This window comes from Streptomyces sp. SID5464 (assembly GCF_009862985.1).
Classification (GTDB): Bacteria; Actinomycetota; Actinomycetes; order Streptomycetales; family Streptomycetaceae; genus Streptomyces; species Streptomyces chartreusis_D.
Genome location: NZ_WWIQ01000022.1, coordinates 115,126 through 126,795 on the forward strand (window position 1 = coordinate 115,126; position 11,670 = coordinate 126,795).

Here is an 11,670-nt window from a genome sequence, read left to right on the forward strand (position 1 = left end):
CTGTGACGTCCTACAGCGTCTTGCCCGTCGCCGGTCCCACCAGCAGTTCGTCGCCGTAGCGGTCCACCCGGACCGTGTCGCCGTCCTTGATCTCGCCGGACAGGATCTCCTTGGCGAGGCGGTCGCCGATGGCCGACTGGACGAGCCGGCGCAGCGGGCGGGCGCCGTACGCCGGGTCCATGCCCTCCTCCGCGAGCCAGGCCAGGGCCTCGGGCGTGATGTCCAGCGTGAGGCGCCGCTCGGCGAGCCGCTTGGCCAGGCGCTCGATCTGGAGCTTCGCGATGCGCTCCAGCTCGGGCTTGGTCAGGGCGGCGAAGACGACCAGGTCGTCCAGGCGGTTGAGGAACTCCGGCTTGAAGGAGGTCCGCACCACCTCCAGGACCTGTTCCTTCTTCTCCACCTCGCTGGTGAGCGGATCGACCAGGAACTGGCTGCCCAGGTTCGACGTCAGGACGAGGATCGTGTTGCGGAAGTCGACCGTACGGCCCTGCCCGTCCGTGAGACGCCCGTCGTCGAGCACCTGGAGCAGGATGTCGAAGACCTCGGGGTGCGCCTTCTCCACCTCGTCCAGCAGGACGACGGAGTACGGCCGCCTGCGCACCGCCTCCGTGAGCTGGCCGCCCTCCTCGTAGCCGACGTATCCGGGCGGCGCGCCGACCAGCCGGGCCACGCTGTGCTTCTCGCTGTACTCCGACATGTCGATGCGGACCATCGCCCGCTCGTCGTCGAAGAGGAAGTCGGCGAGGGCCTTGGCCAGCTCGGTCTTGCCGACGCCGGTCGGGCCGAGGAAGAGGAAGGAGCCGGTGGGGCGGTCGGGGTCGGCGATCCCGGCCCGCGAGCGCCGCACGGCGTCGGACACCGCCCGCACGGCCTCGGTCTGGCCGATGAGCCGCTTGCCGAGCTCGTCCTCCATGCGGAGCAGCTTCTGCGTCTCGCCCTCCAGCAGACGCCCGGCGGGGATGCCGGTCCAGGAGGCGACGACGTCGGCGATGTCGTCGGCGCCGACCTCGTCCTTGACCATGGTGTCCCTGGCGACCTCCTCCTCGGCCTCGGAGGCGGCCTCCAGTTCCTTCTCCAGGGCGGGGATCTCGCCGTAGAGCAGCTTGGAGGCGGTATCGAAGTCGCCGTCGCGCTGGGCGCGCTCGGCCTGGCCGCGCAGTTCGTCGAGGCGTTCCTTCAGCTCACCGACCCGGTTGAGGGACTGCTTCTCCTTCTCCCAGCGGGCGGTGAGGCCGCGCAGCTCCTCCTCCTTGTCGGCGAGGTCGCGGCGCAGCTTCTCCAGGCGCTCGCGGGAGGCCGCGTCGGTCTCCTTGCCGATCGCGAGCTCCTCCATCTTCAGCCGGTCGACGGCGCGCTGGAGTTCGTCGATCTCGACAGGGGACGAGTCGATCTCCATGCGCAGCCGCGAGGCGGCCTCGTCGACGAGGTCGATGGCCTTGTCGGGCAGGAAGCGGGAGGTGATGTACCGGTCGGAGAGAGCGGCGGCCGCGACCAGCGCGCTGTCGGCGATCTGCACCTTGTGGTGGGCCTCGTAGCGGCCCTTGAGGCCGCGCAGGATCGCGATGGAGTCCTCGACGCTCGGCTCGGCGACCAGCACCTGCTGGAAGCGCCGCTCCAGGGCGGCGTCCTTCTCGATCCGCTCCCGGTACTCGTCCAGTGTGGTGGCACCGACCATGCGCAGCTCACCGCGGGCGAGCATGGGCTTGAGCATGTTGCCCGCGTCCATGGCGGAGTCGCCGCCGGCACCGGCCCCCACGACGGTGTGCAGCTCGTCGATGAAGGTGATGATCTGCCCGTCGGAGTCCTTGATCTCGGCGAGGACGGTCTTCAGCCGCTCCTCGAACTCGCCGCGGTACTTGGCCCCGGCGACCATGGCGCCCAGATCGAGCGCGACGAGCCGCTTGTCCTTGAGGGACTCCGGCACGTCCCCCTTGACGATCCGCTGGGCGAGCCCCTCGACGACGGCGGTCTTGCCGACACCGGGCTCGCCGATGAGCACGGGGTTGTTCTTGGTGCGCCGGGACAGCACCTGCACCACGCGCCGGATCTCCTGGTCCCGCCCGATGACGGGGTCGAGCTTTCCTTCCCGCGCGGCGGCGGTGAAGTCGGTGCCGAACTTCTCCAGGGCCTTGTACTGCCCCTCGGGGTCGGCCGTGGTCACGCGCCGCTGACCTCGCGTCTTCTGGAAGGCGTCCTGGAGCTTCCTGGCGTCGGCGCCCTGCTGGGACAGCACCTCGCCGGCCGCGCCGCCCTTCGCGGCGATGCCGATGAGCAGGTGCTCCGTGGAGAGGTACTCGTCCCCGAGGTCCTTGGCGCGGGTCTGCGCGTCGGCGACGACGGCGAGCATCTCGCGGTTGGGCTGGGGCGGCGCCACGGTGGACCCGGTCACGCTGGGCAGCCCGGCGAGCACGCGCTCGGCTCCGGCGCGTACGGCCGCCTGGTCGGCGTCGACCGCGGCGAGCAGATCGGTGATGTTCTCGTTCTCCTGCCCCTGGAGCAGTGCGAGAAGCAGGTGGGCTGGGGTGAGGTCGGGGTGCCCCTCGGTCACGGCCCGGTTGCTGGCCGCGTTGATGGCGTCCCGGCTCCGGTTGGTCAGCTCGGCGTCCACGTTCGCGTTCTCCTCCTTGCACTGACCCGAACGACTTGCACAAAGTTGAGTCTAGTCCACTCAAGGCCGGTTCGGGGAGGAGGCAGGGGTTAAGTTCCGGGGCATGGCGACCAAGTACTCCGTCGATCCGGGCGCCCCGGACCCGCCGTATCTCACCTTCTGGCGGGAGCGGCACGTGTGCACCCTGACGACTCCCCGCCCGGACGGCACTCCGCACGTGGTACCCGTCGGGGTCACATACGATCCCGCGGCCCGGCTCGCCCGGGTGATCACGAACAAGGCGAGCGCCAAGGTGCGGCACGTCCTGGCCGCCGGGGAGCAGGGCGCGGCGGTCGCGGTCTGCCAGCTGGAGGGCCGGCGCTGGGCGACGCTGGAGGGCCGGGCCTTCGTCCGCACGGAACCGGAGCGGGTGGCGGAGGCGGAACGCCGCTACGCGGAACGCTACGGACGGACCCCCTCGCCGAACCCCGCACGTGTGGTGATCGAGATCGAGCTGACGCGAGCGATGGGGCGCGGTTGATCGACGCGGTTGATCGAAGTGAAAATCCACACCGGTGATCGACTGGATCCGGCCACTGCGCGACTGGGGTGATACCCGGAAATGTCTCCAGAAACTGCAGCGGCGTCACCGTGTTCAGGTCACGGTGACGCCGCTGCGGGGGGAAGCACCTGAGCGATCTGTTACGACGGGGGAATCGCGTCAGGCACTGCGGGGGGTGGCAGAGATGGTCCTCGGGACAGGTGAGTCGGCTTCCACCTGCTCGTGGTCCCGTTTATCCAGATTCACAAAGATCATTCCGTACCGTACGGCACACCGCACAGGCTGCGGCGCCCCCCGAGGCCGCCGCAGACACCGGTAAGCCCGTACGTCCTCGTCCTCGTCCCGCGTGACGACCACCGGCTCGCCGAAAACGGTCACCATCAACGAGTCGCCGCTGTGGGGGATGGCGGTGACCAGGTCGATGAAGTGCCAGCCGGAACGGTAGGCGGTGGCCATCTCACGGCGGAAGGAGCGGTCGTCGGGTGGAGTGGTCAAGGTCAGCTCCCGGCTCCGTCTGCCGTGGCCGCAGCCGGCCACACACTGTCGGCCAGAACATGGCTCTTGGTAGCCGCAGGCCAGACACTGTCCGCCCGGTCATCGCCCTTCGCACCCGAGAGGCCGCTCACAGCCCCGAAGGCCACGACGGCAGAGAAGGCGGCGACAAGCCCCAAGCGAAGCATTCTGTTACGCATAGTCGGCTTCGTCCTCACTTGAAGGTCCCCTCTTCCCCCGTCGAATACGACGATGGCTCATTCGGGCACGTCATGGCCACAGAATCAATGCATCATGTTCCTGCATGTTCAGGACCCTGGGGGGTGGAGATTTGACAACGAATCGGACCAAGGTGACACATCCCCATGTGGTGACCGAGATGTGCGAGGAAGGTGGCCGACTTTACGCGAACGCCCTGCGTGCGGGACGAATCCTGCGGACGGATGTGGAAGCGGCTCCCTGCCTGATGGAGTTCGCCCTGCTCCACCCGGATCCCGACGACCCGGACTGGCTGCGGCCCATACCCCCGGCCGTGGCACTCGCCCAGCGGCTCAATCCCATCGAGAACGAGATCACCGAGCGCAGGCGCGTGTCGGTCGAACTGTCCGATGCCTTCGCCCCGTTCATGGCACTCAGCGCCCAGAACGCGATGACCAGCGACTCGATCACGGTGCTGGAGGGCAGCGAGCGCATCAATGCGGCGCTCAACCTGGCCACGGCCCAGTGTCAGACCGAGATGCTGACGATCCAGCCGAGCGGCCACCGGCCCGAGCGCAGCCTGATCCAGGGCCTGGAGCGCGACCGGCCGCTGATCGAACGTGGTGTGCGCATACGGACGTTGTATCCGCACACGGCCCGGTACAACCCTGAGAGGCTCGCCTACGCGGGCCAACTCTCCGACGGCAAGGTGGAGCACCGGACCATCGACGGACTGGTCGAGCGGCTCATCGTCTGTGACGAGACCGTCGCCTTCATCCCCACCCGCGACGACCAGAAGATCGCGCTCGAACTCCGTCACCCGGGCCTCGTCTGTTACCTGATCAAGGTCTTCGAGTTCATGTGGGACCGAGCAGTCCCGCTGAGCGCCGGCGCCCCCTACGAAACCGCCCCCGACGGCATCACGGAGATCCAGCACTCGATCGCCAAGCTCCTGGTCGAAGGGCACGTCGACGAGGCCATAGCCCGCCGCCTCGGTATGAACGTCCGCACCTGCCGGGCCCACATTGCCAAGCTGGCCCATGCCCTGGGGAGCGGCAGCCGCGCCCAACTCGGCTATCTCATCGCCCAGTCCGGAATCCTGGAGCGCGAGGGAGCAGCCGAGTGACCTCGGCTCCCCATCAGCGACACAGCGCAGAACAACTGTGCTCGACGGGAAGAAGGCTGTACGAACAGGCGCTCCGTCAGGGGTACCTGCCGATCGAGGTGACCGAGGCGGCCCCATGCCTGATCAACCTGGGACTGCTCCGCCCCAGCGCCGACAGCCTGAGCCGATTGGAGCCGGTTGCGCCGGTCGTCGCTCTGCACCGGCTCCTGCGTGCCTCCGAGGAACAGATCGCCCGGGAACGGCGGCGCGAGGCACGGCTGACGGAGACATTCGACCCCCTCCTACGACTCGGCGGCTATCCGGAGGCCACCGACGCCTCGCACCTCCGCACGCTCTCCGGCACGGAGCAGATCAACGGGGCCATCACCGAGGCCATGGCCCAGGCGTCCCGGGAGGTGCTCACGATCCAGCCCCGTACCGGGCTCACCGGACGACGCGGTGAGGAGTCCGACGCGATCGCCCTGGTCCGGGACCAGGACGTACTGGATCGCGGCGCACGTGTGCGCACTCTCTACCCGCACACCCTGCGCCACTTCCCCAGCATCGCGGCCCGTCACGAGCGACTGGTGGGAGACATCGAGGCCCGCAGTCTGGACGAGGTCACCGACCGGATGATCCTCATCGATGCTGCTGTCGCCTTCATCCCCGTGGATCCGGACGGCACCGTCGCGCTGGAGATCCGACACCCGGCGATCGCCCGCCATCTGGCCACCACCTTCGACCGATTGTGGCGCCTGGCGACCCCCATGTACCCCGAAGCCGTCCCCCCGCCCTCCCCCAACGGCATCACCCCCCGCCAACGCGCCATAGCCGCCCTCCTCACCGAAGGCCACACCGACGCCGTCATAGCCGACCGCCTCGGCATGAACATCCGCACCGCCCGCGTCCACATCGCCAAGCTCGCCGCGACGCTGGGCAGTCAGAGCAGGGCCCAACTCGGCTACCTCATCGGGCAGTCCGGGATTCTTGACCAGGAACGCTGAGGGTCGGCGAAGCAGCCGGCCGCAGCGGACCGTCCAGGCCCGCCTGGGCGATCCGCACGCCCAACTGCGTACGGCTCGCCGCCCCGAGCGTCTCCGACAGCCGGGCGATGTGCGCCCGGCACGTCCGCACACTGATCCCCAGCCGTTCCGCGATCACCGCGTCCTGGTGGCCCTCCGCCAGCAGCGCGGCGATGGACTGCTCCCGGTGCGAGATGCCCTCGATGCCGGTGTCGGGAAGCGGCGCCGTCAGCGGGATGGCCAGGCGCCAGAGTCGCTCGAACACCGTGACCAGGTACTCGACGATCGCCGGGTGCCGTAGCTCCAGGGCCATCGTGCGGTCGGTGTTGGCGGGGATGAAGGCCACCGTCCGGTCGAAGAGGATCAGCCGGTCGATCACCTCGTCCAGTGTGCGCGCCTCCACCGCGTCGCCCATCAGCTCCAGATAGGTCATCAGACCCTGCCCGTGCCGGGCGACATGCGTGTACAGGTCCCGCATCCGCACGCCCCGGCCGCGCAACGCCAGTGCCCGGTGCAGCCCCTCGGAGAGTTCCGCCTCGCGCCGGATGCCGCCCGGCTGCACCGTGAGCACCTCGGTCGTGCACGCCTGGGTCGCCTCGTCCATCGCGGCCTGGATCCGGGCGAGCCCGTCCAGCACCCGGATCGCCGAGCCCTCGGCCGCGAGCGGGGCCGGCTGCACCTGTCGTCCCAGCCCGGCGTACCACTCGAACGCCGCCACGGCCGAACCCACCCGCCGCTGGCTCGCGCTGACCTCGTCGTACATCCCGCGCAGCAGCCGGGTCATGACCTCCTGCGGAGAGGTCGGCACCAGCCAGTCCATGTCGTCGGGGTCCGGGTGCAGCAGGGCGAGTTCCAGCAGACAGGGCACCGGATCCGCGTCCCGGCGCGGCACGCGGCCCCGCCGTACGGCCCGGGAGTACACGCGATCCCCGGCCTCGCACAGTCGGTCGGCACCATGTGGATGCTGCTCCGCCCCGCGCCCGGCCATCGCCGATCCCACCCCCGGTTTCGCCGTCTTTCCGCAGCGCAACTATGCGCGGACCGGACCTGCTCCGCAACACGGCTCCCCGCACCACCCTCGCCGGAAACCACCGGTACATCCCGGTATTCCCGCGCCTCAGCTCCTCACCTTGCAACAAATGGCCGGGGGGTGACCGGATCCCGCCGGACCCCTCCGGGGGTGAGGCGGAGGAGGCCGGGGAGAACGGAAGGGGTGGATGGAAGGGCAGGGGGAGGGCGGAAGGCGGCGGAGCGATCGGCTACTTCAGGCCGATCGCCTCGCAGGCCGACTTGTACTTCGCCGTGCAGATGTCCGACAGCTTGTAGATGTCGTCGGCGACGACCGTGTCCTTGATGTTCTCCTTGGTGAGGGCGACCACCGGCACGAGCTGGGCCGGAATGCCCTTGTGGGTGGGGCTGTCGACCTTGTCGCGGGTGAGGGCGGCAAACTGGATGTCCCGGCCCTGGACCTTCGCCACGGCCATCTCCGCGGCGTTCTCGGCCTCCTGCGGGTACGACTTGTACACGCTCATGTACTGGTCACCGGTGATGATCCGCTGCACCGCCGGGAGCTCCGCGTCCTGCCCGGTGATCGGCGGCAGGTCGGTCACGCCCGCGGCCTCCAGGGCCTTGACGATGCCGCCCGCCATGCCGTCGTTGGCGGAGTACACCGCGGCGATGTTGTCCCTGCCGATCTTCTCGATCGCCTTGGCCATGTTGGCCTGCGCGTTCTCCGGCTTCCAGTCCTTGGTGTCGAAGGACTGCGCGATGGTCACCTTGCCGTTCAGCTCGGACAGCGCACCGGCCTTGAACTGCTTGGCGTTCGGGTCCGTCGGCGAGCCGTTCATCATGACGATCTTGTCGGAGAGGCTCGCCTTCTCTCCGATGGCCTCCAGCAGGGTACGCCCCTGGACCTCGCCGACCAGTTCGTTGTCGAAGGAGATGTACGCGTCGATCGGGCCCTCGGCCAGCCGGTCGTAGGCGATGACCGGGATGCCGGCGTCCTTGGCCTTCTGCACGCCCCCCGCGATGGCGTGCGAGTCGACGGCGTCCAGCAGGATCACGTCGACCCGGTCGTCGATCATCTGCTGCAGCTGGCTCGCCTGCTTGTCGGCGCTCGCCTCGGCGTTGGCGTACTCGACGCGGCCCTTGTCGTTGGTGAGGGACTCGACCTTCCGCTTGATGATCGGGTAGTCGAAGTTCTCGTAGCGCGTGTTCGCCGTCTCCGGCAGCAGCAGGCCCACCGTGATGTCGTTGCCCTTGGTCGGGCTGGCGTCGTCGCTGCTCCCGGTCGCGTTGAGCACGCCGCAGCCGGCGAGCGTGACGGACATCGTGGCCGCGGCCACGGATATGGAGATACGACGACGCATGCGGGAGCTCACTTCGCGTGTGATTCGGACGTGGGCACACTTTGTGGCCCATGTGACTGAAAAGCCAACGCGGGTGCGCCCCCCAGCGTCAAGCGGAACCACTTAACGAGATGGCAACACCACGTTCCGCGAGCGTTGTGAAGACTCTGCGGAATCGCCTCCAAGCGCCTTGCACCATCCAGTCATCCACGGGAGGACCCGCGAAAACACCCCAAGGCATCCCAAGGAACCCCAAGGCACGCGAAAGGGGCCGGGAGTCGCCTCCCGGCCCCTTTCACAGGTGTGTGCGCGTCAGTCCGACTGCTGCTGCCGCTTCGGCCGCCACACCACCAGCGCACTGGTCTGCTGGACCTCCTGGTACGGCACCAGGTCACGGCGGTACGACGCGTGCACCGCCGCCTCGCGCTGGCGCATGGCCGCCGCCGCGCCGTCGAGCGCGTCCTCCAGCTCGGCCACCCGGGCCTGGAGCGCGGCGACCTGGTTCTCCAGTTCGATGATGCGCTTGATGCCCGCCAGGTTGATGCCCTCGTCCTGCGACAACTGCTGCACCTGGCGGAGCAGTTCGATGTCGCGGGCCGAGTAGCGGCGGCCCCGGCCGGCGGTGCGGTCCGGGGACACCAGGCCCAGACGGTCGTACTGGCGCAGGGTCTGCGGGTGCAGGCCGGACAGCTGGGCCGCCACCGAGATGACGTAGACCGGGGTCTCCTCGGTCAGTTCATACGGGTTGCGTCGACGACCGTCCATCTGACTCATGCTCCCTTCGCGGCCTGGAACAGCTCCGCCCGCGGATCCTCACCCGCGGTCGCCTCGCGATACGCCTCGAGTGCGTCTCGAGCCTTCCCCGTCAGGTCCTTCGGAACACTCACCTCGACGGTGACCAGGAGGTCGCCGCGGGTGCCGTCCTTGCGCACCGCGCCCTTGCCCCGGGCACGCATCGTACGGCCGTTCGGCGTGCCCGGCGGCAGCTTCAGCGTGACGGGCGGGCCGCCCAGCGTCGGCACCCGGACCTCGCCGCCGAGGGCCGCCTCGGCGAAGGTCACCGGGACGGTGACGGTGAGGTTGTCGTCCTTGCGGCCGAACACCGGGTGCGAGTCGACGTGCACGACCACGTACAGGTCGCCCGCCGGGCCGCCGCGCTCGCCCGGCGCTCCCTTGCCGCGCAGCCGGATCCGCTGGCCGTCGCTGACGCCCGCCGGGATGCGCACCTGCATGGTCCGCGAGGACTTGGCCCGGCCGCTGCCCTTGCAGACCTCGCAGGCGTTCTCCGCGATCAGGCCGCGGCCCTTGCAGTCCGGGCAGGGGTCGGTGAGGGAGAAGCCACCGCCGCTGCCCCGGGCGACCTGCCCGGTGCCGACGCAGGTCGGGCACACCCGCGGTGTGCCGTTCTTGTCGCCGGTGCCCGAGCAGGCCTTGCAGGGCGACTGCGAGGACATCCGCAGCGGGACGGTCGCGCCCTCGATCGCCTCCGTGAAGCTCAGCGTGACCTCGGACTCGATGTCCTGGCCGCGCCGCGGATGCGTGCGCGTCCCCGCGCCCGCGCCGCCACGGTTGAACAGGCCCCCGAAGACGTCACCGAGTCCACCGCCGAAACCGCCGGCTCCCTGGCCGCCCTGGGCGCCTCCGAAGAGGTCGCCGAGGTCGAAGTTGAACGAGCCGCCGCCCGCGCCGGGCCCCGGGCGGAAGCCGCCGTTGCCGAAGAGGGCGCGTGCCTCGTCGTACTCCTTGCGCTTCTTGGGATCGCCGAGGATGTCGTTGGCCTCGGAGATCTCCTTGAAGCGCTCCTCCGCCTTGACGTTGCCCTTGTTGGCGTCCGGGTGGTACTCGCGGGCGAGCTTCCGGTACGCCTTCTTGATCTCGGCCTCGGTGGCGTCCTTGGGGACGCCGAGGACCTTGTAGTAGTCCTTCTCGATGAAGTCCTTGGTGCTCATCCTCGACGCCCCTCCTTCCCTTCGTCCGCTATGTCGTCAGCCCTCGTCCGGGCCACCGCTCTCCTTGTCGTCGGCGTCGGCGGTCTCGTCCGCCTTGACCGTCTGGGCCCCTGGCTGGGGCTCGGCCACCGCCACCCGCGCGGGGCGGATGGTGCGCTCGCCGATCCGGTACCCGGGCTGCAGAATCGCCACGCAGGTCGTCTCGGTGACGTCCGGTGCGTAGCTGTGCATCAGGGCTTCGTGGATCGTCGGGTCGAAGGGCTCGCCCTCCTTGCCGAACTGCTGGAGGCCCATCTTGGCCGCCGTGCTCTCCAGCGACTCGGCGACGGACTTGAAGCCGCCGACCAGTTCGCCGTGTTCACGCGCGCGGCCGATGTCGTCGAGCACGGGCAGGAGCTCGGTCAGGAGGTTCGCGATGGCGATCTCCTTGACCGCGATCCGGTCGCGCTCGACCCGGCGGCGGTAGTTCTGGAACTCGGCCTGGAGGCGCTGGAGGTCCGCCGTGCGCTCGTTCAGCGCCGTGCGGGCCTGGTCCAGCTGGGCCACCAGAGCCACGTCCTGGCCCGTGTCCCCGGCCGGGGCCGCCCCCTCCTCCGGAGAGGGGGAGTCGGCCTTCGGCTCGGCGTCGTCGGAGGTGGCGCCGGAAGGGACGTCGGGCTGCTGCTCGTCGAAGCCCGGGGTCTCCTCCGTCACGCGGCACCGTCCTTCCGGTCCTCATCGACGATCTCGGCGTCGACGACGTCGTCGTCGGCCTTGGCGCCACCGGCCGCGCCCGCGTCACCGGCGGGACCACCGGCGGCCTGGGCCGCATTGGCGTCGGCGTACATGGCCTGGCCGAGCTTCTGCGAGACGGCCGCGACCTTCTCCGTGGCGGTGCGGATCTCGGCCGTGTCCTCGCCCTTGAGCTTCTCCTTCAGCTCGGCGACGGCTTCCTCGACCTCGGTCTTGATCTCGCCGGGGACCTTGTCCTCGTTGTCCTTGAGGAACTTCTCGGTCTGGTAGACGAGCTGCTCGCCCTGGTTGCGGGACTCGGCGGCCTCGCGGCGCTTGTGGTCCTCCTCCGCGTACTGCTCCGCCTCCTGGCGCATGCGGTCGACCTCGTCCTTCGGCAGCGAGGAGCCGCCGGTGACGGTCATCTTCTGCTCCTTGCCCGTGCCCAGGTCCTTCGCGGTCACGTGCATGATGCCGTTGGCGTCGATGTCGAAGGAGACCTCGATCTGCGGGACGCCGCGGGGCGCCGGGGGCAGACCGGTCAGCTCGAACATCCCGAGCTTCTTGTTGTACGCCGCGATCTCGCGCTCGCCCTGGTAGACCTGGATCTGCACGGACGGCTGGTTGTCCTCGGCCGTCGTGAAGATCTCGGACCGCTTGGTCGGGATCGTGGTGTTGCGCTCGATGAGCTTGGTC

General features: G+C 69.4%; 11 protein-coding genes. 3 read left to right on the forward strand and 8 right to left on the reverse strand.

Annotated elements, in window-relative coordinates; genetic code table 11:
• Positions 1-10 precede the first annotated feature (10 nt).
• The gene (gene clpB, locus GTY47_RS16100) at positions 11-2,608 is read right to left on the reverse strand and encodes an ATP-dependent chaperone ClpB (RefSeq protein ID WP_010032099.1); all 2,598 of its coding nucleotides are present in this window, start codon (positions 2,606-2,608) and stop codon (positions 11-13) included.
• 103 nt (positions 2,609-2,711) lie between these two features.
• On the opposite strand from clpB, the gene GTY47_RS16105 reads away from it, so the two are divergent.
• A complete protein-coding gene (locus GTY47_RS16105) occupies positions 2,712-3,128 on the forward strand; it encodes a TIGR03618 family F420-dependent PPOX class oxidoreductase (protein ID WP_010032102.1) in 417 nt (138 codons plus the stop codon).
• A gap of 180 nt (positions 3,129-3,308) precedes the next feature.
• Here the strand turns inward: GTY47_RS16105 and GTY47_RS16110 are convergent, their stop codons facing one another.
• Positions 3,309-3,644: a hypothetical protein gene (locus GTY47_RS16110; RefSeq protein ID WP_010032103.1), complete on the reverse strand. Its 336-nt coding sequence runs from the start codon at positions 3,642-3,644 to the stop codon at positions 3,309-3,311.
• Positions 3,645-3,945: 301 nt separating this feature from the next.
• Between GTY47_RS16110 and GTY47_RS16120 the strand changes: the two genes are divergently transcribed.
• Positions 3,946-4,965 carry a hypothetical protein gene (locus GTY47_RS16120; RefSeq protein ID WP_029180623.1) on the forward strand — a complete coding sequence of 340 codons (1,020 nt, stop codon included), beginning with the start codon at positions 3,946-3,948 and terminating at the stop codon, positions 4,963-4,965.
• The gene (locus GTY47_RS16125) at positions 4,962-5,948 is read left to right on the forward strand and encodes a helix-turn-helix transcriptional regulator (protein ID WP_010032106.1); all 987 of its coding nucleotides are present in this window, start codon (positions 4,962-4,964) and stop codon (positions 5,946-5,948) included. The genes GTY47_RS16120 and GTY47_RS16125 overlap by 4 nt, the downstream gene beginning before the upstream one ends.
• Here the strand turns inward: GTY47_RS16125 and GTY47_RS16130 are convergent.
• The 6 genes from GTY47_RS16130 to GTY47_RS16155 all read right to left on the reverse strand — a co-directional run.
• Positions 5,911-6,954, reverse strand: a complete 1,044-nt coding sequence (locus tag GTY47_RS16130) for a LuxR C-terminal-related transcriptional regulator (protein ID WP_029180624.1) — start codon at positions 6,952-6,954, stop codon at positions 5,911-5,913. The two genes, GTY47_RS16125 and GTY47_RS16130, sit on opposite strands and share 38 nt — an antisense overlap.
• A 271-nt stretch (positions 6,955-7,225) precedes the next feature.
• The gene (locus GTY47_RS16135) at positions 7,226-8,347 is read right to left on the reverse strand and encodes a substrate-binding domain-containing protein (RefSeq protein ID WP_029180625.1); all 1,122 of its coding nucleotides are present in this window, start codon (positions 8,345-8,347) and stop codon (positions 7,226-7,228) included.
• 279 nt (positions 8,348-8,626) lie between these two features.
• Positions 8,627-9,079: a helix-turn-helix domain-containing protein gene (locus GTY47_RS16140; RefSeq protein WP_010032111.1), complete on the reverse strand. Its 453-nt coding sequence runs from the start codon at positions 9,077-9,079 to the stop codon at positions 8,627-8,629.
• Between the two features lie 5 nt (positions 9,080-9,084).
• Positions 9,085-10,263, reverse strand: coding sequence for a molecular chaperone DnaJ (gene dnaJ / locus GTY47_RS16145; RefSeq protein WP_010032112.1), 1,179 nt, complete (start codon positions 10,261-10,263; stop codon positions 9,085-9,087).
• Between the two features lie 36 nt (positions 10,264-10,299).
• Entirely contained in the window at positions 10,300-10,956 is a 657-nt protein-coding gene (grpE, locus tag GTY47_RS16150; protein ID WP_010032114.1) for a nucleotide exchange factor GrpE, read from the reverse strand.
• Positions 10,953-11,670, reverse strand: a 718-nt coding sequence (locus GTY47_RS16155; RefSeq protein ID WP_010032116.1) for an Hsp70 family protein, incomplete at its 5' end; no start/stop codon positions are given. The genes grpE and GTY47_RS16155, both read right to left, overlap by 4 nt.

Coding starts and splice junctions, on each gene's coding strand:
- GTY47_RS16105 (WP_010032102.1), top strand. CDS start 2,712: ATGGCGACCAAGTACTCCGTCGATCCGGGCGCCCCGGACCCGCCGTAT.
- GTY47_RS16120 (WP_029180623.1), top strand. CDS start 3,946: ATGTTCAGGACCCTGGGGGGTGGAGATTTGACAACGAATCGGACCAAG.
- GTY47_RS16130 (WP_029180624.1), bottom strand. CDS start 6,954: ATGGCCGGGCGCGGGGCGGAGCAGCATCCACATGGTGCCGACCGACTG.
- GTY47_RS16140 (WP_010032111.1), bottom strand. CDS start 9,079: ATGGACGGTCGTCGACGCAACCCGTATGAACTGACCGAGGAGACCCCG.
- dnaJ (WP_010032112.1), bottom strand. CDS start 10,263: ATGAGCACCAAGGACTTCATCGAGAAGGACTACTACAAGGTCCTCGGC.